We start from the raw sequence: 21,092 nt of genomic DNA on the forward strand, positions 1-21,092 counted from the left end.
ACTCAGAGACGCTCAAAGCCGCGCACCCGCTCCCAGTCCGTGACCGCCGCGTTGAACGCCGCGACCTCGACGCGCGCCGCGTGCACGTAGTGCTCGACGACCTCGTCGCCGAACACCCGGCGGGCCAGCGCGGATACCTCGAAGAGGTCGGCCGCCTCGGCGAGCGTGCTCGGCACGCGCTCGATGCCACTCGCGTAGGCGTTGCCGGCGAGCGGCTCGCCGAGCTCGAGCTCCTGCTCGATCCCCTCGAGGCCGGAGGCGAGCATGCCGGCGACCGCGAGGTACTGGTTCACGTCGCCGCCCGGCACGCGGTTCTCGACGCGCATGCCCATGCCGCGACCGACGACGCGCAGCGCGCAGGTCCGGTTGTCGTGGCCCCACGCGACGGCGGTGGGGGCGAAGCTGCCCTCGGCGAAGCGCTTGTAGGAGTTGATGTTCGGGGCGTAGAGCAGGGTGAACTCCCGCAGGGCGGCGAGCTGGCCCGCGAGGTAGTGGCGGAACAGCTTCGACATGCCGTCGGGGGCGGTGCCGTCGACGAACAGCGGTTCGCCGGACTCCGAGCGGAGGCTCGTGTGCACGTGGCAGCTGTTGCCCTCCCGCTCGTTGAACTTCGCCATGAAGGTGATGCTCTTGCCGTGCGCCTCGGCGATCTCCTTCGCGCCGCTCTTGTAGATCGAGTGGTTGTCGCAGGTGGGGAGCGCGTGGGTGTAGCGGAACGCGATCTCCTGCTGGCCGAGGTTGCACTCGCCCTTCACGCCCTCGCAGTACATCCCGGCTCCGTCCATGGAGGTGCGGATATCGCGCAGCAGCGGTTCGAGGCGGGTCGATCCCTGGAGGGCGTAGTCGGTGTTGTAGTCGCTCGCCGCGGTGAGGTCGTTGTAGCGCTGGCGCCAGGCGGTGCGGTAGTCGGTGTCGAAGACGATGAACTCGAGCTCGGTGCCGACGAAGGGTTCGAAGCCGTGCGCGGCGAGCCGCTCGACCTGGCGGCGCAGGATCTGCCGCGGCGCGACCTCGATGGGGGTGTGGTCGTTCGCGGTCGTCAGGTCGGCGGTGACCATCGCGGTGCCGGGCAGCCAGGGCATCCGGCGCAGCGTCGAGAGGTCGGGGATCATCGCCATGTCGCCGTAGCCGTGCTCCCAGCTCGTCAGCGCGTAGCCGTCCACGGTGTTGAGCTCGACATCGACCGCGAGGAGGTAGTTGCAGCACTCGGCGCCGTGCTCGAGCGTGTCCTCGACGAACAACCGGGCCGAGACCCGCTTGCCGACGAGGCGGCCCTGCATGTCGGTGAATCCGATGATGACGGTGTCGATCTCGCCGGAGCTCACGGCTCCGCGCAGCTCGTCGGGTGTCAGGTTTCCGCTCGCGGGGATCATGGTTCTCCTTCTGCTCATCGTCGAGAGTCGGGGGTGCGGTGCCATCCTACGGCCGCGACTCGGGGGCCGCGATCCCGAATGGTCGGAACTCCGACCATTACATCACGCCGAGGCTCGATTCGCGCCGGATTCGATCCGAAAAGATGCTCGAAAAAGGTTGTTGTGAAGTACCAATAGGCGGTTATAGTCATCATGACGCGCCGCAAAGATGCAGCTTCTGGGCGGACCGTTCACAACGAAGTGAAAGGGGCCGGCATGGCCAAGGACACGCTGAAGGTCTCCGGGGTGACGTACACCACGGCGGAGGCAGGGTACTTCGAGAAGCGCCAGCTCAAGCGCTCCGCCGGCGTCTGGGGGCTCTGGGGCCTCGCGGTCGGCGCGGTGATCTCGGGCAACTTCTCGGGTTGGAATTTCGGGATCGAGGCGGCGGGCTTCGGCGGCATGATGATCGCCTTCGCGATCCTCGTCGTCATGTACTACGGGCTCGTCTTCTCGATCGGCGAGATGGCGGCCGCGATGCCGCACACGGGCGGCGCCTACTCGTTCGGGCGGGCGGCGATGGGACCCTGGGGCGGCTTCGTCACCGGGCTCGCGGAGTCCATCGAGTACGTCGCGACCACCGCGGTGATCGTCTACTTCTCGGCGGGCTACGCGAACGGCGTCACCGAGGGGCTGATGGGCTTCTCGCTGCCGACCTGGGTGTGGTGGATCATCCTCTACGCAGCCTTCGTCGGGCTCAACACGGCGGGCGCCTCCATCTCGCTGAAGTTCGCGATCGTCGTGTCGTTCATCTCGATCGGCGTGCTGGTGCTGTTCGGTGCGATGGCGCTCTTCAGCGGCTCGGCCGACTGGGGCAGCCTCTTCAACATCGCGCCCGATCCGGGGCAGAGCGAGTTCCTGCCGCACGGCGTGCTCCCGATCCTCTTCGCGCTGCCGTTCGCCATGTGGCTGTTCCTCGGCATCGAGGAGCTGCCGCTCGCGGCCGAGGAATCGCACAACCCGGTCCGCGACATCCCGCGCGCCGGCCTCTGGGCGCGCGGCACCCTCATCGTGACCGGCCTGCTCGTGCTGTTCCTCAACACCGCGGTGCTCGGAGCCAAGGACACCGGTAAGGCTGGCGAGCCGCTGCTCGACGGCTTCCGCAAGATCCTCGGCGACGACCTCGCCTGGGTCGCCGGTCTGCTCGCGCTCTTCGCGCTGTTCGGCCTGCTGGCCTCGCTGCAGGGCATCATGTTCGCCTACGGGCGCAACCTGTACTCGCTCTCGCGCGCCGGGTACTACCCGAAGTTCCTCTCGCTCACGGGCAAGCGCCAGACCCCCTGGGTGGCGCTCATTGCGGGCGCGCTCATCGGCTTCGCGGCGCTCGTCGTCGTCGACCTGACGGGCGGCGGCAGCGGCGTCGGCGGCGCGGTCGTGCTGAACATCGCGGTGTGGGGAGCGGTGGTCGCCTACTTCATGCAGATGCTGTCCTTCATCATCCTGCGTAGGAAGTACCCGAACGCGAAGCGGCCCTACCTGAGCCCGTGGGGCGTGTTCGGGGCCGGCGCCGCGGCCGTGATCTCGGCGCTGATCTTCCTCGGCTTCCTGTTGAACGAGACGTTCCGCCCGGCGATCGTCGCGATCGCGATCGTCTACGCGATCGGGCTCATCGTGTTCGGCGTCTACACCCGGCACCGGCTGATCCTCTCGCCGGAGGAGGAGTACGCGGTCTCGGGTGGCCTGCACGGGGACCCGCAGTCCGAGGGCTACGGCGGCGAGGTCGAGGAGGAGCTGCTGGCCCAGGACGGGATCGACGACCCCGTCAGGTAGTCGTCGCCGGCCCGTCGGGGTGCGCCGCACCCCGACGGGGCGGAGTCTCGCACAGGGATCGCACGACGGTGCGGATCTCGTGCTCGGCCGCCGGGCGTCGGGCGACGACGCTGCGGAAGAGCGCGAGCCCCGCGAGCGTATCGAGCAGGAGCTCCTCGTCGGTATCGGCGGGGAGCTCCTCGCGCGAGATGCCCGCCGCGATGATCTCGCGGCCGAGATCCCTGCGGCGGCGGCCGATGCGCTCCATGAAGTGGTCGAGGATCTCGGGGCTCAGGATCGTGAGCCACAGCGACGACGCGTCGCGGCCGCGGAGCACCATCTGCTGGTTGAGCACGTTCTGCATGGAGTGCTGTACGAGGTCCTCGACGACGGATCCGGTCTCGGGCCTGACCCAGGGAAGGGTCGAGGCCTCGACCACGTCGCGCGCGAGGTCGGTGCGGTTCGGCCAGCGTCGGTAGATCGCGGTGCGGCTCGTGCCGGCACCGACCGCCAGCGCGTCGTAGTTGAGCGCCGCGAGGCCGCCGTCGAGCAGCTGCGCGCGGGCGAGTTCGAGCACTCGTTCGGTGATATCGGTATCGCGCGGTCGGCCCTGGTTCATGCACACACCCTAGACCGGTGCTTGGTGGGAATCCGATGAATATGCAACACTCAGTAGCGCAAGTGATGCGCGGCCGGTCGTTTCGGGGGAAACCCGCCGCGAGAAACAGGGGTACACGCGCATGCGCTTCAAGGGGGTGCGTGCCGTCGCGCGGGCCGTTCTGGCCCTCGCGTGCGGTGCGCTGATCGTGGCGACGCTGCTCATCGCGCCGGCGGGTTCGGCCGAGGCCGATTCGCCGGAATCGCACGAGCCGGGGCTCTACCTGGCGCTCGGATCCCCGACGCAGCTGATGCGGGGCAGCCAGCGGAGCGACGGCGGGATCGCGTTCGACCCGGTCGGCGCGCCGACGGGCCGCTCCTACAACGCGCTCGCCGCGCACCTGGCCGACGGTGCGCTCTACGCGATCGAGGACGCGAGCGGCGATCTGATTCGCGTGCTCGGGGACGGGACGACGCGGACCGTGATGCGGCTCGGCGCGGCCAGCGTGGTCGGGGCCTTCGCCGATTCCGAGCATCCGGATCGCATGTACTACGTCCCGCGGGGATCGAAGCAGCTGGCCTGGGTCGATGTCGCGACCCGGGAGCAAGGCGCGATCCCGATGACGGGTTCCTTCGTCCCGGTCGACTTCGCCTGGAGCCGGGGGTACTTCTGGGGCCTGCGCATCGTGGATCGGCAAGCGGTGCTCACCCGGCTCGGGCTCGACGGACGGCTCCAGGAGGCCCCCGTGCCCGGCGTCGACGGGACCCGGTTCGGCGGCGGATCGTTCGGCGGAGCGTGGACCTACGGGAACGGCAACCTCGGCTTCCTGGCGAACAGCGGAGGCGCGGTGCAGCTGCGTCTGGCGACGGATGACCCCGCGAAGGCCGAGCTCGTCGGCTACGCCGATAGCCCGGCGTCGAGCAACCTGGACGCGGCCCTGATCCCGGCGGCGCCCGTGCACCTGAGCGTGCGCTTCATGGCCGAGTGGTCGGGCGGGCGCAAGCCGGTGCACCTGATCCCCGTGGTCCGCAACGAGGGCACCACGGTCTCGTCGGGCTACCAGTTGGATTTCGGTCCCGAGCGCCCCGACAACCGGGCAGTCGAGATGCCCGAGGGCTGCGCCGAATCGGGTGGACGATTCCTCTGCGTCGGCGGTCCGCTGCAGCCGGGGGAGGAGCGGCAGCACGACTTCGCGCTCAGCATGATCAGTTCCGGATCCGCGTACACCCAGCAGTGGACGGTCTCGGTCCAGGGGAACGAGTCGGATCCGGTGCCCGCATCGGCTCCGGTCTCCTTCCCCGCGTTCCGCCCGGATCCGGTGCTGCTCGACACCGACGTGAAGGCGCGGGTCGTCGATGCTGTTCGCGATGGCTTCGTGACCGTCGACAAGCCGGTGCAGGTGTTCGTGCTGGTACGCAACCGCGGCGACGCGGCGCTCACGGGGGTGCGGGTGTCGGTCGACGGTGCGCCCTGGAACGCTCAGACCCTCGAGGGCGAGCTGCAACCCGGCGAACTGCGGACGGTCCGATTCGAGGGGCGCGTCGACGACCTGATGATCGGCGGCATCGCCCAGGTCTCGGCCACGGTCACGGCGGACGTCGACGGGGCGAAGACACGGGTGCAGAGCAAGCCGCTGCATCTCTCCGGGCACGGGGTGCTCCCGAACGCCGGGGGACTGTCCGGTCCGCAACCGGCGCCGGTCGGCAACATCGACCCGCTCGACCCGCCCCCGCCGTTCGTGATCATGCCCGACGACCGCACGGGGCACGGGGCCGCTGCCGGCTCGGGCACCGCCGCCGGGACGGGCACGGCTGCCGGGTCCGTCGGATCCGCGACGGGCGGCTCCGACGGCGGCGCACGCGCAGGCGGGGCCTCCGCGAGCGGTGCTCCGCCGCGCACGGCGACGCCGGAGGGTTCCGCGGCCGCCGGCGACGGCGATCGAGGTTCCGACGGCACGGCGATCGAGGCGGGGCCGGCGACCGGCGCCGTCGAGGGGGCGAGCGGCACCGGAGACGGGAGCCGGCCCGCCGAACTCAGCGCGACCGGATCCGATGCCGCGAGCCGGGGCACGGCCGTCTGGGCGGCGGTGATCCTGCTGCTCGGGGGCGCCTGGATCGTCGGCACGGCCCGGCGTGGAAGCCGGCGTCCGCGAGCCTGATCAGCAGTCCGCGGAGAACGTCTGCGAGCGCTCGCACCACCCGGTCCAGTCGCCGAAGTAGAGCGCCGGCGGGTCGGTGCCCGGCGTCGGGGCCGGTGAAGGTTCGGGTCCGGGCACGGTCGGCGGGCGCTCCGGCGACCGCGGGGACTCGGGGATGCGGCTTTCGGGCCCGCCTCCGGTCCCGGTGCCGGACGCGGTGCGACCGGCACGATGCGCATCGCGCACCGGGGCCGGTGCCCGATCCGGGGCGTCCCCCGCGGACCGGTCGACGTCGCTCGTGCTCGACGCGGGTGCGTGCGGCTCGGCCGGGATCGAACCCGGCATCGCGAGGCCGCCGATCGTGCCCGCGGTGGCGAGCACGACGCCTGCGGCGGAGAGCGCCGCGAGGGTCCCGGTCGCGGTGCGCCTGCGCCAGTCGCGGGTGAGCGCGAGGATCCCCGCGAGGGAGAGCCCGATCGCGCCCGCTTGCTCCCCGAACAGCACCCACCGCCTGCGGCAGTCCGCGCAGCCGTCGAGGTGGGCCTGAGCCTCCGCTCGGCGCCGGGTGTTCTTCTTGCCCCAGCGCAGATCCTTGAACCGCCCCACGCTCGTCGCGCAGTCCTCCGGTAGGTTCCGGGTCGGGTGCATGCGCTCGACCCAGCCCTTGCGCAGGCCGTCGCGGGCGCGTTTGAGCAGCACCGAGGCCGAGTTCGGGGAGAGCTCCAGCTCGCCGGCGACCTCCTGCACGGATCGGCCCTCGACGTCGACGGCGAGTACGATCTGCTGCCAGCGCGGAGGGAGATCCTGCAGCGCAGCTGCCGCCGCGGCCCGCTGCTCCGCGGACTCGAGGGAGTCATCGTGCGGTTCGAGCGAGGCTCCCTCGAGTGGCAGATCCTCGAGCGGGGCGCCGCGTTTGCGTGACTCCCAGTGCTGCCCGAGACGCGTCTGCACGGTGCGGAAGAGGTAGGCGCGGAACGATTCCCGCGGGCCGCCCCCGGCGAGCAGCGCCTGGAACACGGCATCGAATGCCTCGGCGACGGCGTCCTCGGCGACCGCGGGGTCCTTGCGCACGGCCCAGCCGAGCACGAGCCCGTGATGTCGCCGCCAGAGCGTCTCGATCGGCCAGGCGCTGCCGGCGCGGATCAGGTCGCAGAGCTCGGAATCGGACGCCTCGTTCGGGCCCGGACCGGGGCCGTGCGCCTCGTCCGGAGCCTGCATGCCCAGAAGCGTAGCAGCGTGTAGCGAAAACTTTTCCGCAACCGCGTCACATTCCCCGGGAACCGACTCTGACTCTGCGGGGGACGACCGCAGCGCCGAATGCTGCGGAAGGGGACCTCCCGAACGTCGAACTCGATCAGCGGAGGAAGAATGAGATCTCGGTGGCGTTTCCGTGACGCGGCCAGGCCCGTGCGCGCGCTCGTCGCGGCGGGAGCCGCGGCGCTCGTTGTGCTCATGGGGGTGACGCTGCCCGCGTCGGCCGCGGGCAACGACATGTCCGTGGCCATCCGGCCGCTCGACACCCAGGTGAAATCCGGCGAGAACATCTCGTTCGAGGTGCAGTGGGAGTGCGGCAGCACGAACTCGCCGACCTGCGCGAACGGGCAGATCGTGGTGCCCGTTCCCGACGGCCAGCCCGACGGGGTCTCGCTGAGCGTCGAGAGCTTCACCGCGGTGACGATCGGCGGCACGAGCTACCCGGTCAGCGTGCAGGGGACCGGCGCGAATCGCAAGATCGTGTGGAGCCTGCCGCCGACCATGACCGGTTCGAACGCGGGCACCGTCACCTTCATGCTGAAGTCGCAGAACTGGGTGACGGACGACGGTGACGCCCTCGGCGACCTTCACCTCGAGCCTCGGAACGGCCTCGGCCACGTCCGCGCCCGCCACGATCACAGCGGAGCTCGGACTGAAGATCCGCAAGACCAAGTCCGCACCCACCGAGGATCCCTACGTCGACGGCGACGTGACCTACCTGATCGAGTCCGGCTACCCGAGCCAGTTCCCAGCGAGCGGGAGCCACCTTTACTACGGCAACGATTCGTTCTGCAAGGCGCCCGGGCTGTGGGCGATGAAGAACCTCGTGATCGTGGATCAGCTGCCCCCGGGCACCGTGTTCAAGAGCGCGACGATGAACGGCGTCTACAACGCCCAGAACCACACGGTCACCTGGAACCTCGGCGACTCGGCGAAGGTGGATGCGAACGGTGTCGCCTCGTGCGATGCGAGCACCTTCGCGAAGGATCTGCTCGTCACGGTGAACTTCCCCGCGAGCACGTTCACGGACGCGGCGAACCAGCACCTGCTGCAGACGAACACCGTGTCCGCGACGGCGCAGCCCTGGCTGCGGCCCGGCACCACGCTGTCCGACAGCGCGAAGGCGGAGCACTACCTGCGGATCGGCGCCGACGGCAAGTTCACCGTGCAGAAGGGGATCCCCTACGCCGCGTCGAACAGCACCTCGCGGCAGTGGGCCCGGGGCGAGGACTCCTCGCAGGGCGACTGGGTGCGCGGCTACCTGCACAGCTTCAGCGTCACCGGAACCGGCAACGCCGTCGGGTCCTGGTCGATGACCGACGTGCTGCCGTGCGGCTGGACCTCCCTGTCCGATCCGAACGCGACGACCTGTGCGAAGCCGGCGTACCGCGACATCTCATTCGGCGCGAACGGCGCCATGTCGGAACTCACGGTGCACTGGATCACCAACCAGGGGCGCACGGGCGTCTGCACGATCCCCGAGGGGTTCACCGCGGGCGACAGCACGGTCCGATTCTGCAACGGCGTCTCGGCGGGAGATCCGATCCCGATGGGTGCCGGTGAGTGGATCACGAAGTTCTGGCTCGACCAGAACCCGATGAAGGGCGGGACGAAGGGCAAGCTGCTGCTGTTCGGCAGCATCAGCCGCGACATCCCCATCGACAACTCCGCGGCGGTGGCCGCCGGAACCTACCAGCCGCACTTCCTGACCACCGGCACAGCGCAGCCCACTCCGGTGCGCGGCGTGACACCGTCCTCCGAGCACCCGCTGTGGGTCACTGTGGAGAACTGCACCGCCGACAACACGATCACGTGGAACGGCGGCAGCATGACCACCAACGGTCGCCTGGTCGATTCGAACCAGGAGGGGCGCTGCGGGTACAACCGCATCGCGCGCGACCCCGTCTCGATCTACTCCGAGAAGCGGGTGTACAACCCGAGCACCGCGACCACCGTCGCCCAGAAGCAGGCGCAGGCCAGCGCCCAGCCCGGCGACCGGCTGCGCGTCGAGATCCAGACGCAGCGCTCCTCGTGGGGCGGAGGCGACGACGCGACCATGCGGGCTGCTCGCTTCACGCCGACCATCACCGACATCCTTCCCGAGAACCTGGTCTACGACCCGAAGGATCCCGCGAACCCCGTGTACCTGGGGCTGGAGGGCAACCCCGACCGCCCCGCCTCGGCGGTGATCGCGAAGCTCGGGACGCCGCGGGTCACGGTCAGCGAGGTCGTGATCGGCGGCAAGACGCGCACGAAGATCGTCGTCGACTTCCCGAACGCCGCCGACGGCAGCGGGCTCTTCATCTGGGACCCCGCCACGGGGCGGGAGGAGAAGCTGACCGTCGGTTTCGACGTCCGCGTCAAGGAGGGCACTCCTGCGGCGACCTACCAGAACTACAGCCTCGTGCAGGCGAAGGAGGCCGCGACCGGCTATCTCACCTGCTCCTACCCCGGGGCGTACGCCGACCCCAAGGTCTCCGACCCGGTCAAGAGCTGGGGCGACCTGAGCTTCAGCAACGCCGTGCAGGGGCCAGAGGCCGACACCGGGTGCCGCACGCAGAAGCCCTACACCGTGGTCGAGGGCCCCGGCATGGGATCGCAGAAGCAGGTCAAGGGGGCCTACGACCCGGACTACGTGCCGTCGCCCGGGATCGGTTCGACCGATCGCGCGGGCGCCGCGAGCTACCGGATCCCCGTCTCGAACACCGGCAACGTCGACATGCGCGACGTGGTGGTCTACGACCTCCTGCCCCGCACCGGCGACCACGGCGTGCGCCCCGGCGCGGACGTCCGAGGATCCGCGTTCGACGTGTTCATGACCGGACCGGTGACGGGCCTCCCCGCGGGGACCACGGTGCTCTACTCGACCGCGCCGAACCCGTGCCGCGGCGAACTCGCGGGCGCGGGCGGAGGGACGCGGAGCTCGGCGCCGACCGGCTGCGACGACACCTGGGTCGCCGCAGCGGCGATCGGCACCGACTGGGCGAAGGTCACCGGGATCCGGATCGACTTCGGATCGCTCGTCTGGAAGCCGCTCGACGCCTACACCGCGACCTTCCCGGCCCGCGCCGGAAGCGGTGGCGACCTGACCGGTATCGCCTGGAACAATGTGGCGATCGCGGGCAACCGCAACTCGAGCGGGATCCCCATGCTGCCGAACGAGGCGCCGAAGGTCGGCCTGCAGCTCGCGCCCGATCTGGCCTGGAACAAGGTCGACGGTCTCGATTCGAGCAAGCTCCTCGCCGGATCCGAATGGACCCTGACCCCGGTCGTCGTCGCCGGCGCACCCGCGCCTGCGGGCACCTGGCCGAAGACCATCGTCGACTGCGGCCAGGCGCCCTGCACCGGGCCGGATCAGGATCCCGCGCCGGGCAAGTTCCGCGTCGTCGGGGTGCCGTGGGGCAGCTACGACCTGCGCGAGACGAAGGCCCCGGCGGGCTACGTGCTCCCCACGGACCCGGTGCGCGTCGTGGTCGGGCCGGGCGGTCTCGACGCCGCCGGCTGGATCTACCGGATCGGCGACGTGAAGAACGTGAAGCCGGGCGTCGACGTGAGCTGGGAGAAGGTCGACCCGCAGCACCAGCGGCTGGCGGGATCGGAGTGGGACCTCGTCCCCGTCGACGGGGCGGGCACGCCGATCGCCGGCGGCACCGTCGTCCACGTCACCGACTGCGTGCAGCAGAGCGCTGCCGGATGCCTGGGCCCCGATGCCGATCCCGCGGCCGGGAAGTTCCTGCTCCGCCAGGTCCCGGTGGGCGACTACCACCTGATCGAGACCCGCGCACCGGCCGGATTCGCGAAGCTCACCGCGCCCGTGAAGGTGACCGTCGCCGGCACCACCGCCGTGGCGGTCGGGCAGATCGAGAACCGACAGATCGACGTGCCCGTGCTCCCGCTGACCGGCGGGATCGGAACCCTCGTGTTCTCGATCGGCGGAGGCCTGCTCATCGCGGTCACCGCGTTCCTCGTGATCCGCACCACCCGCAGACGGCGCCTCGCCGTCGACTGACCACCCAGATCTCTTCTCCGCGAGGAGGAGAACCGGACGCCGATTCTCGGCACACCCATGAAAAGAAAGGCATTCCATGTCTGAGCACACCGCATCGCGCGCCCTGTCGCGCGGTCTGGCCGCGACCGCGGCGCTCGCCGTCGGCGCCGCCGGCCTGTTCGTCGGAGGAACCGCGGCCTTCGCCGACAACATCGACACGGCGAAGACCGGTTCGATCATCGTCCACAAGTTCGAGAACCCCGGGAACGGGACGATGAACCCCGACGGCACGGGCTCCGCCCCGAAGACGAAGCCCATCGCGGGCGTCGGCTTCGAGGTCTGCCACGTCGACGGCATCGACCTCACCGCGGCCGGGAACACCGGCTGGAATCAGGTCAAGGCCGTGTCGAACGCGCAGCTGCTGGCCGCGCAGAGCGGCACCCAGCTCGCGAGCTACACGCTGTCGAACTGCACCGCGCTGCCCGACACCGACGCCGCGGGCGTCGCGAGTTCCGGCCGCCTGGCACTCGGCGCCTACCTGGTGCGCGAGGTCAAGGCACCGGCGAACGCCGCGAAGAAGGCCGATCCGTTCATCGTCACCGTGCCGACCCCGTCGGTCAACTCGGGCACCGGCACGGGCGCCTGGGTCTACGACGTCAACGTGTACCCCAAGAACACCGTGGGCAATCCGCCCGTCAAGCGCATCGACGGCCAGGCGCCCAGCAGCGCCGCCGTCGGCTCTGACGTGCAGTTCTCGGTCGAGCAGATCGTGCCCGGCATCGCCGCGGGCGAGACCTACCAGAAGTTCACCCTGTCCGACACGCTCGACGGCCGGCTGAGCCCGAAGGTCGGCACCGTCAAGGTGCTCGTCGACGGCGTCGCGCTCGCCGCCGCGGACTTCACGACCACCGGATCCGCGGGGCAGACCGTCAAGGTGCAGCTCACCGCGTCGGGTCTCGCGAAGCTCTCCGCCGGGGCGAAGGTGCGCTTCGAGTTCGCCGCGACCATCACCTCGGTCGGTGACGGCAAGATCGAGAACACCGCGTTCGTCAACGTGAACGACATGGACTACACGCCCGCGAAGCCGGGCGAGCCCGGCGGTCCGGACCCCGAGAACCCCACCAACACGGTCAAGACCCGCTGGGGCCAGGCGCAGATCACCAAGGTCGATCCCTCGAAGAAGGGGCTGACCGGCGCGGAGTTCGAGGTGCGCATGGGCGACACCGCCGAGTGCACTGCCGACACCGTGTTCGCGGACGTGAAGGATCCCGCCGACACGAGCAAGAAGCTGGTGATTTCCTCCGGCGCGAACGGCGTCGTGAACATCCCCGGCCTGTGGGTCGGCAGCGATTCGGTGAACGACAAGGGTGAGGAGACCATCGGGCTCGCCACGCGCTGCTACCAGCTCGTCGAGGTGAAGGCTCCCGCCGGCTTCGTGCTGCCCACCGGGGCGGACGCGCTCACGAACGTGGTCGTGAAGCCGGGCACCACCGCGAACGCCGCGATCGACATCGAGAACAAGCAGCAGGAGGTTCCCGAGCTGCCCCTCACGGGTGCGGCCGGCCAGGTCCTCATGATCGCGGGCGGGCTCGCGCTCGTCGCGGTCGCCGCGGGCACCGTGCTGATCTCGCGCCGCAAGCAGCAGCGGGCCTAGCCTCCCGCCTGCCGTACGCGGCTCCCGGCCGGTCCGGCGCACCCTCGCGGGAGCGCCGGACCGGCCGCGGTCGTTCCCGAAACCCCGGGACCCGCCCCCAGACCCCGAACCTCCCGAACTGATCGGAGACATCGCGCATGGATCACGAGCTGCACCCGGCCGAGACCGCCGAGGCGCGCCCCGGGCCGTCCGTCACGCGCCGCGAGCTGCGCGCGCGGCGCGGACGCAGACCGCTCGGCGCAGCCCCCTGGATCACGGCCGCCTGCTGGGTGCTCGGCGTCGCGATCCTGCTGTACCCGACCGCCGCGGCCTGGATCTCGCAATACAACCAGTCCACGTTGATCGGCTTCTACGACCGGCAGGTCGAGCACGCGTCGCCCGACGGGCGGACCCAGATCAAGAACGCACGGGCCTACAACGAGGCGCTGTCGTCCGGGGTCCTGCTGCCGGCGGGCGCGAACGCCCCGGTCGGTGCGGGGGAGTCCCGGGACTCCGGCGCGCGGCCGTACCGATCGCAGCTGGTGACCCCGAGCGGCATGATGGCCCGCCTGCGGGTGCCGGCCATCGACCTGGACCTGCCGATCTTCCACGGAACCGATGACGACACCCTGCTGCGCGGGCTCGGACACCTGGAGGGCACGTCGCTCCCGGTCGGCGGGTCGAGCACGCGCTCGGTGATCACCGGTCATCGGGGGCTCGCCAGCGCTGAGATGTTCACGAATCTGGATCGGGTGAAGACCGGCGACACCTTCACGATCGAGACCTTCGGCGAGGTGCTCACCTACCGTGTGAAGGACGTCACCGTGGTGGCGCCGGAGGACACCGAGACGCTGCATCAGGTCGCGGGCGAGGACCTCGTCACGCTCATCACCTGCACCCCGCTCGGAGTGAACTCGCACCGGATCCTCGTCACGGGCGAACGGATCACTCCGACGCCGCCCGCGGACGTCGAGGCGGCGGGCAAGCCCTCCGCGGTGCCGCATTTCCCCTGGTGGATCCCGGCGATGACCGGTGCGATCCTGCTCGCGGTCGTCTACCTGCGGTGGGCCGGCAGACCGCTCTCGAAATCGCGCGCCGAAACGCGTCACATTCGCTCGCGCGAGCGCTCTGAGTAGTCGGATCGGGACGAGTCCTCGTCCCCCGAACCAGCCCGTCCCGATCCGCCCCCGGTGCCCGCCCGCAAGGCGGGCACCGGGGTTTTCCGTCTGCGGAGGGGCTAGCGGGCGCCCCAGCCGAAGCGGTGGGTGCGGATGCCGTAGTAGGTGAAGGTCTCGGCGCGGGAGACCCCGGGGGTGGGGCGGATGCGTCGATTGATGAGCTCGAACAGCGCCTCCTGGTCCTCGGCGATGACCTCGACGAGCAGGTCGTAGCGACCCGCGGCCAGCACGACGTAGATGACGTTCTCGATCTCGCTCAGCGCCTCGGCGACGACCTCGAGATCGCCGTCGGCGACGACCCCGACCATCGCCATGCTGCGGTATCCGAGCCGGAGCGGATTCGTGACGCCGACGATCTGCAGGGTGCCGCGTTCCTCGAGCCGCATGACCCGCTTGCGGGCGCCCCCGGCGGTGAGCCCGACGAGCTGCCCGAGCTCCGCGTACCCGAGTCGGCCGTCCTCCTGCAGCGCGGTCAGCAGGGCGCGATCGATGTCGTCGAGGACGTCCGGGGTGTCGTGCGGTGCGTCGTGCATGGGGCCTCCGTGGAGTCGCGGGCGAACACTGACCAGTGTATCGAGGATGAAAAGTTACTGGTACGCTCTGTTTGGTAATGAAAAATGACCAGACTGGATGGAGTGGGATCGATGGGTGATGCGTTGCGTGAAGACTGGCTGCTCCGGCGCCCGGAACCGGACCTCGCAGAGGTCGCCCGCATCGCGGAGGCCGAATTCGGTGCGACGGGTACGCTCGGCGAACTGGGCAGCCAGCAGGACCGCAACTTCCTGATCGGCGATCCGGCGGGCGACGCGAGCATCCTGCTGAAGGTCGTCCACCCCACGGTGACCGAGGCCGAGGTCTCGCTCCAGGTCCGGGTCTCCGACGCGCTGCGCGAGGCCGGGGTGCGCACTCCGCGGATCCTCACCGCCGCGTCCGGTCAGCGCTCCCTCGCGATCGCGGACCGCGAGGGCGGCGAGTCCCGCGTCCTCGCCTACGAGACGGTTCGGGGCGTCGCGCTGGCCGAGCGCCACGAGATCGACGGGGCCCGCGCCGAGGAGCTCGGATCCCTGGCGGCGCGCGTCGCGAACGCGCTGGCCTCCGTCGATCATCCCGCGGCGCGGCGCAGACACCAGTGGGAGCTCGGCAACGCGGCAGCGGTGGTCGAGCGGCTCATCGGAGAACTGCCCGAGGAACGAAGGGACGCGTGCCGTCGCGCGGTCGACGAAGCGCTGCAGCGGCTCGATGCCGTGCGTCCGCTGCTGCGCGCCCAGCTGATCCACGGGGATCTCACGAGCGACAACATCATGCTCGACGCCGCCGGAGCGCTGTGGGTCATCGACCTGGGCGACGCCGCCCGCTCCTGGCGCATCGCGGAGCTCGCCGTGCTCGTGGCCGATGTGCTGGGACGCACGGGCAGCCTCGCGACCGCGGCCCGCGCCGTGAGCGGATTCGCCGCGACGTGCGAGGATCCGCTGACCGACGCGGAGCTCGCCGCGCTCTGGCCCCTCGTCACGCTCCGCGGCGCCGTGCTCGCGGTGAGCGGATGGAGCCAGATCCGCATCGATCCGGACAACGCGTACGCGCGCGAGCGCCTCGAGCACGAGTGGCGGGTGTTCGAACGCGCCGCCGCGCTCGATCCCGACCCGGTCGAGGCGCAGTTGCGGCTGGCCGCAGGACTGACCCACCGGGCCGGCCTGGCCTACCGGGATCTGGTGCCCGGGCTCGACCGCGCGCGGGTCATCGACCTCGGGATCCGCAGCGAGGCGCTCGACCGCGGGCGCTGGACCGACGCCGGGGTCGAGCAGGAGCTCGCCCGCGCGGCGCTCGGCACCGCGTCCGTCGCCGTCATGCGCTTCGGAGAGGCCCGCCTGAGCCGGGTCTCGACCGATGTCCGCGAACCCGTCGACACCCGCTCCCGCTGCGTGGAGCTCTGGACCCGGCCCGGGGCGACGGTGACCGCTCCGTTCGCCGGGCGCATCGAGACGGGGGCCGGGTTCGCGGAGCTGCGCGCCGACGGCGTGGTGCTGCGCATCGAGGGGATCGACCCCGCGGTGTCCCCGTCCTCCGGTGAGGTCCGCGCTGGGGCGGAGCTCGGACGCGTCGGAGCGTACGCCCCGGGCCTCGGCCGGCTCGTGGTCGCGCGCCGCATGCTCGATGCGGCTCCGGCTCCGCTCTTCGCGGGCGCGCTCGACGAGTACGCGCCGGAGGGCGCCGCCGATCCCTCGGCGCTGCTGGGGCTCGTCGCCGTGCCGGACCCCACCCGCGAGCTGCGCGATGAGCAGCGCCGCCGCGAGCACGCCATGGGCGGGGCCGCGGAGCGGTACTACCTCGACCCGCCCCGGTTCGAACGCGGCTGGAACACCCTGCTCATCGACACGCGCGGTCGCGCGTACCTCGACCTGGTCAACAACGTGACCGCGATCGGGCACTCGCACCCGCGGCTCGCGGACGCGGTCGGTCGGCAGCTGCACCTGCTCAACACGAATTCCCGGTTCCTCTACGAGGCCTACGCGGACTTCGCCGAGAAGCTGCTCGCGCACGCGCCGGATCCCTCGCTCGACACGGTGATCCCCGTCAACAGCGGTTCCGAGGCGGTCGATCTCGCGATCCGCCTCGCTCAGGCGGCCACCGGCCGGCGCGACCTCATCGCGGCCCGCGAGGGGTACCACGGCTGGACCATGGCCGCGGACGCCGTCAGCACCTCGGCCTTCGACAACCCGTCGGCGCTCGCCTCCCGCCCCGAGTGGGTCCACCTCGTGGACGCGCCGAACGACTACCGCGGCCCGCACCGGGGCGCGGGTGCGGGCGCCGCCTATGCCGCGCAGGTGGGCCGGGTCGCCGCCCGCCTCGGCGACGAGGGCCGGCCGGCCGCGGCATTCATCTGCGAACCGGTGCTCGGCAACGCCGGGGGCGTGATGCCGCCCGAGGGGTACCTCGCGGCCGCATACGACGCGATCCGGGCGAACGGCGGGCTCGCGATCGCCGACGAGGTGCAGGTCGGCTACGGTCGCCTGGGCGGCGCCTTCTGGGGATCCGAGCTGCAGGGCGCGGTCCCCGACATCATCGCGGTCGCGAAGGCCGCGGGCAACGCCTACCCGGTGGGAGCGGTGATCGCCCGACGCGAGATCGTCGACGCGCTGCGCGACGAGGGCATGTTCTTCTCGTCCGCGGCGGGAGCCCCCGCGAGTGCGATCGCCGCGTCCGCGGTGCTCGACGTGATCCGCGACGAGGGGCTCCAGCGGAACGCGGCGATCGTCGGCGCGCACCTGCGCGCGCGGATCGAGGAACTGGCCGCCCGTCGCAGCCTGATCGGCAGGGTGCACGGCAGCGGGCTCTACCTCGGCGTCGAGCTGGTGCGCGACCGCGAGACCCTGGAGCCCGCGCAGGAGGAGACCGCTCGCATCTGCGAGCGGCTGCTCGACCACGGGATCATCATGCAGGCGACCTCCGAGCGGCAGAACGTGCTCAAGGTGAAGCCGCCCATGACCCTCACGATCGCCGAGGCCGACGTGTTCGTCGCCGCGCTCGACGCCGTGCTGGGCGAGCTGGAGGGCTAGGCCTCGGGCTCGGCCCCCGCGTCTGCGGAGAGACCCGCATAGTCGACGAGCCGGTCGGCGATGACGGGGAACTCCGCGCGCACCTCGGCGACGCGGGCCGGATCGAGGTCGACGGCGAGCAGCTGCTCGCCGGCGCCGCACTCGGCGAGCACGAGCCCCGACGGATCGACCACCCGGCTGCTGCCGCCGAGCTCGACGCCGCGCTGCGTGCCGCACGCGTTGACCGCGATGACGAACAGCTGGTGCTCGACCGCGCGGGCGCGGGTGAACAGCTGCCAGTGCTCGCGCCGCGCGGCGGGCCAGGCCGCCGGCACCACGACGCTCTCGGCGCCGCGGGAGCTGATCTGCTGCCAGAGCCCGGGGAATCGCAGGTCGTAGCAGGTGGTGCTGGCGAGCGCGCCGACGGGGCTGCTCGTGACGCTTAGACGGTCGCCCGGGGTCAGCAGCTCGGCCTCGAGCGAGCGGTAGCCGAAGACGTGGATCTTGCGGTAGGTCTGCGTGATGCGCCCGTCGCGGTCGAGCAGCACGGCGGTGTTGAACAGCCGGCCGCTGCCGTCGCGTTCGACGATGCTGCCGAGGTGCACGGCGGCCCCCGTGGCGCGGGCGACGCGGCGGCCCATGGCCACCGTCGGGCCGTCGAGCGGCTCGGCGCGATCGGCGTACGCGTCGAACGAGAAGTAGCCGGCGCTCCACAGCTCGGGGAGCACGACGAGATCGGCGCCCGGGGCCTCGCGCAGCAGCAGCTGCTCGACGCGCGCGATGCGGTCCGGCTGCGATTCATCGTCGGGGCTCGCCACCTGCGCGAGCAGCACGCGGGTCATGCGTCGATCCTCACGCGGGCGTCGCTGCGCCGGGCCGCCTCGTGCGCCGCGGCCTCGAGTCGCTGCCGGTAGTCGGTCAGCCACTCGTCGTCCACCGCGGGCAGGTTCGTCGCGCCCGGGCGCATGCCCGCCGAGCCGTCGACGAGCTCGCGCACGATGTCGGCGTGGCCTGCATGGCGGGCGTACTCGGCGGTCACGTGGACCAAGATCTGCCGGAGCGTGACCGGGTTGCGGGTCCACCAGGGCACCGTGCCCTCGGCGTCGAGGTCGAGCGCGTCGACGGTGGCGGCGGTGCGTTCGGCCGCCGCGCGGGACAGCGCGATGATCTCGGCGCTCGTCTGGTCGGGGGTCGCCCACATGTCGGCGTTCGGCTCGGCGTCGTCGGCGAGCCAGGGGAGCGCGATGCCCGAAGGACGGCCGAAGACCCGGCCGAAGTAGTCGAGCTCGACGCTCGCCGTGTGCTTCACGAGCCCGAGCAGGTTGGTGCCCGTCGGGGTCATCGGACGACGCAGCTCGTACTCGCCCAGCCCGTCGAGCTTCCAGAGCAGCGCGCCGCGCACCTCGTCGAGCTTCGCGCGGAGCAGGTCCTTCTCGGATACGGTCATGCCCTCAGCCTAGAGTCGACCTCCGACACCGCGGAATCCGCGCTCGCTGCGCGCTCCGCGATCCCGGCGGAGTCGTGCGCGAGCGTGCCCGTGCGGTGCGCGCGCATGAGCGCCTCGATCTCGTCGGCGGGCGCGCCCGCGGCGATCCGGTCGACCAGTTCGGTGTGCTCGTGCGAGAGCCGCTCGCTGATCTCCCCGCGGTACCCGACCACCGAGGCCCGCATGGCCGCCACCCGCAGCTGCCCGCGCTGCAGCGTGTCGCGCAGGTAATGGTTGGGGCAGCGCGACTGCAGGAGGCCGTGGAACTCGAGGCTGGCCTCGTTGTAGGCGTGGAAGTCGCCGCGCTCGTGCGCCGCGTCCATCAGCGCGTTGAGCTCCCGAGCCCGGTCGAGGTCCTCCGCGGTCAGCAGCGGCGCCGAGAGCGATACCGCGAGCCCCTCGAGCACGGCCTGCGTCTGCATCACATCGCGGTACCCCTCGGCGCCGAGCTCGGCGACCCGGGCGCCGCGGTGGAACTCGAACTCGACGAGCCCCTCGGACTCCAGGCGGCGCAGCGCCTCGCGGACCGGGATCAGGCTGACGCCCGTCTCGCCCGCGAGCGTGCCGATGTGGATCGGGTCGCCCGCGGCGAAGTCGCCCGCCACGATCCGCTCCATCACATGGTCGTAGACCCGCCTGGTCTTGTCGCGGGGACCGGCCTGGGGATCCGCGCTCATCGCTGATCCGCTCCGTCGGCGCCCGCCGCGGAAGCGCGCTCGTCCGCGAGGAGCGGTCGGAGGAACGCGGCGATGTCGTCGAGCTCGTCGCGACCGATGCCGTGCAGGATCCCGGTGTACTCCCGGTAGACCAGCGACGTGCGCTCGGGCAGCCACTCGGCGGTGCGCGCGATGCGGGCGGCGTCGATCACGGGGTCCTCCACGTCGCGGCCCCAGAAGACCGGCGGGCGCGCGGCGGCGAGCTCCCGATCCCCGTCGTAGGCGCCGGCGGGGACGAAGCCCGAGCAGATCGCACCCGCGGCGAAACCTCCGGGGCGCAGTCGCAGCAGCGAGGTCACCATCGCTCCGCCCTGCGAGAACCCGAGCAGCGCGACGGACGGGCGGCGCTCGGCCCCGGCCTCGAGCGCGCGCTCGACGACGCCGTCGATCCAGGCGAGTGCGGCGACGGCCGCGGCGTGGGGCGCCGTGCCTTCGAACCGGTCGGGCGTCGGATCGTGCGCGAGGCCCTGCGCGCCGAACGACAGCGGGAACCAGGCGTAGCCGTTCTCGACCGGCGCGGGGGCGACCAGCGGTGCGCGCGGCGAAGCGCAGACGGCCGACGGCAGGAACGGGGCGAGCTCGATCAGATCGCCCTCGAAGGATCCGTAGCCGTGCATGAGCACGAGCAGTGGGCGGTCGGCCAGTGCGGCGAGCGCCTCCGCCTCGGACGCCGGTGCACCGTCGACGGCCCATCGAACGCGGGCCGGGTCGATTTGCAGCTCTGCCATGGGTCCAGCGTAGTTCGAAACCGCCTGGGCGCCGCGGTGCGCCGATTCCTCCCGGCGCGGCGCGTTCCCGAGCGGAGTCGGGCAGAATGGGCCGCATGAGCATCGACACCGCCGAGCTGCCGGAACCGCAGGACCCCGAGGACCGTCCGCAGTTCGGCCCGGACGGCAGCGGATGGCTCAGCGACGACGAGCTCTCGTTCGTGCGCGGCCGGGTGCCGCTCGTCTACGTCGAAGCGGTTCCCGTGCGGGTCGACGGCGTCGGGCGGGTCACCGAGGTCGGTCTGCTGCTGCGCGGCACCGCCGACGGCGGCATGACCCGGGCGCTCGTCTCGGGTCGGGTTCGGAAGGACGAGGCGCTGCGGGACGCGCTGTTCCGGCACCTCGAGAACGACCTCGGCCACATGGCCTTTCCGCTGATCCCGGCGGCCCCGGTGCCCGCGCAGGTGGCCGAGTACTTCCCGCTGCCCGGTCTCACACCCTACGTCGACGAGCGCCAGCACGCGGTGTCGCTCGTCTACGTGGTGCCGGTGACGGGCAGCTGCACACCGCGTCAGGACGCGCTCGAGGTGACCTGGATGTCGCCGGAGGAAGCGCTCGCGCCCGAGACGCTCGCCGAGCTGGTCGGCGGGCGCGGCCGCCTGCTCCGGCAGGTGCTCGCCACCGTCGGGTGTTGAGTCGGC

The 21,092-nt window shown here is 71.4% G+C and carries 15 protein-coding genes; 7 read left to right on the plus strand and 8 right to left on the minus strand.

Annotated elements, in window-relative coordinates; genetic code table 11:
* Positions 1-2 precede the first annotated feature (2 nt).
* Positions 3-1,373 (minus strand): glutamine synthetase family protein, encoded by a 1,371-nt coding sequence (locus XM48_RS12455; protein WP_046456153.1) that lies wholly within the window; start codon positions 1,371-1,373, stop codon positions 3-5.
* 255 nt (positions 1,374-1,628) lie between these two features.
* Here XM48_RS12455 and XM48_RS12460 point away from each other — a divergent pair, with 255 nt between their 5' ends.
* The gene (locus tag XM48_RS12460) at positions 1,629-3,182 is read left to right on the plus strand and encodes an amino acid permease (RefSeq protein WP_046456154.1); all 1,554 of its coding nucleotides are present in this window, start codon (positions 1,629-1,631) and stop codon (positions 3,180-3,182) included.
* Here the strand turns inward: XM48_RS12460 and XM48_RS12465 are convergent.
* Complete coding sequence (locus XM48_RS12465) at positions 3,175-3,780, minus strand: TetR/AcrR family transcriptional regulator (RefSeq protein ID WP_046456155.1); 606 nt, start codon at positions 3,778-3,780, stop codon at positions 3,175-3,177. The genes XM48_RS12460 and XM48_RS12465 overlap by 8 nt on opposite strands.
* Positions 3,781-3,901: 121 nt before the next feature.
* On the opposite strand from XM48_RS12465, the gene XM48_RS12470 reads away from it, so the two are divergent.
* Positions 3,902-5,917 (plus strand): hypothetical protein, encoded by a 2,016-nt coding sequence (locus XM48_RS12470; RefSeq protein WP_046456156.1) that lies wholly within the window; start codon positions 3,902-3,904, stop codon positions 5,915-5,917.
* Here XM48_RS12470 and XM48_RS12475 read toward each other — a convergent pair whose 3' ends face one another.
* Positions 5,918-7,114: a sigma-70 family RNA polymerase sigma factor gene (locus XM48_RS12475; protein WP_046456157.1), complete on the minus strand. Its 1,197-nt coding sequence runs from the start codon at positions 7,112-7,114 to the stop codon at positions 5,918-5,920.
* 604 nt (positions 7,115-7,718) lie between these two features.
* Here XM48_RS12475 and XM48_RS12485 point away from each other — a divergent pair.
* From XM48_RS12485 to XM48_RS12495, 3 genes are all read left to right on the plus strand, one after another.
* The gene (locus tag XM48_RS12485) at positions 7,719-11,159 is read left to right on the plus strand and encodes a prealbumin-like fold domain-containing protein (RefSeq protein WP_046456159.1); all 3,441 of its coding nucleotides are present in this window, start codon (positions 7,719-7,721) and stop codon (positions 11,157-11,159) included.
* A gap of 76 nt (positions 11,160-11,235) precedes the next feature.
* Positions 11,236-12,792, plus strand: a complete 1,557-nt coding sequence (locus XM48_RS12490) for a SpaH/EbpB family LPXTG-anchored major pilin (protein WP_052961497.1) — start codon at positions 11,236-11,238, stop codon at positions 12,790-12,792.
* 137 nt (positions 12,793-12,929) lie between these two features.
* Positions 12,930-13,907 (plus strand): class C sortase, encoded by a 978-nt coding sequence (locus XM48_RS12495; protein WP_046456160.1) that lies wholly within the window; start codon positions 12,930-12,932, stop codon positions 13,905-13,907.
* Between the two features lie 101 nt (positions 13,908-14,008).
* Here the strand turns inward: XM48_RS12495 and XM48_RS12500 are convergent, their stop codons facing one another.
* Positions 14,009-14,482, minus strand: coding sequence for an Lrp/AsnC family transcriptional regulator (locus XM48_RS12500; protein WP_046456161.1), 474 nt, complete (start codon positions 14,480-14,482; stop codon positions 14,009-14,011).
* Positions 14,483-14,593: 111 nt separating this feature from the next.
* Here XM48_RS12500 and XM48_RS12505 point away from each other — a divergent pair, with 111 nt between their 5' ends.
* Complete coding sequence (locus tag XM48_RS12505) at positions 14,594-17,503, plus strand: aminotransferase (protein WP_046456162.1); 2,910 nt, start codon at positions 14,594-14,596, stop codon at positions 17,501-17,503.
* Here the strand turns inward: XM48_RS12505 and XM48_RS12510 are convergent.
* From XM48_RS12510 to XM48_RS12525, 4 genes are read right to left on the minus strand one after another with little or no spacing between them, the layout of a single operon-like run.
* Positions 17,500-18,324, minus strand: coding sequence for a carbon-nitrogen family hydrolase (locus XM48_RS12510; protein ID WP_046456163.1), 825 nt, complete (start codon positions 18,322-18,324; stop codon positions 17,500-17,502). The two genes, XM48_RS12505 and XM48_RS12510, sit on opposite strands and share 4 nt — an antisense overlap.
* Positions 18,321-18,929 (minus strand): DinB family protein, encoded by a 609-nt coding sequence (locus tag XM48_RS12515; RefSeq protein WP_046456164.1) that lies wholly within the window; start codon positions 18,927-18,929, stop codon positions 18,321-18,323. The genes XM48_RS12510 and XM48_RS12515 overlap by 4 nt, the downstream gene beginning before the upstream one ends.
* Positions 18,926-19,645, minus strand: a complete 720-nt coding sequence (locus XM48_RS12520; protein ID WP_046456165.1) for a GntR family transcriptional regulator — start codon at positions 19,643-19,645, stop codon at positions 18,926-18,928. Before XM48_RS12520 ends, XM48_RS12515 begins: the two co-directional genes overlap by 4 nt.
* Positions 19,642-20,412: an alpha/beta hydrolase gene (locus XM48_RS12525; RefSeq protein ID WP_046456166.1), complete on the minus strand. Its 771-nt coding sequence runs from the start codon at positions 20,410-20,412 to the stop codon at positions 19,642-19,644. The genes XM48_RS12520 and XM48_RS12525 overlap by 4 nt, the downstream gene beginning before the upstream one ends.
* A 95-nt stretch (positions 20,413-20,507) precedes the next feature.
* Between XM48_RS12525 and XM48_RS12530 the strand changes: the two genes are divergently transcribed.
* On the plus strand, positions 20,508-21,086 hold the full coding sequence (locus XM48_RS12530; RefSeq protein ID WP_046456167.1) for a DUF4916 domain-containing protein: 579 nt from the start codon (positions 20,508-20,510) through the stop codon (positions 21,084-21,086).
* Positions 21,087-21,092 lie beyond the last annotated feature (6 nt).

This window comes from Leucobacter sp. Ag1 (assembly GCF_000980875.1).
GTDB classification, from domain to species: domain Bacteria; phylum Actinomycetota; class Actinomycetes; order Actinomycetales; family Microbacteriaceae; genus Leucobacter; species Leucobacter iarius.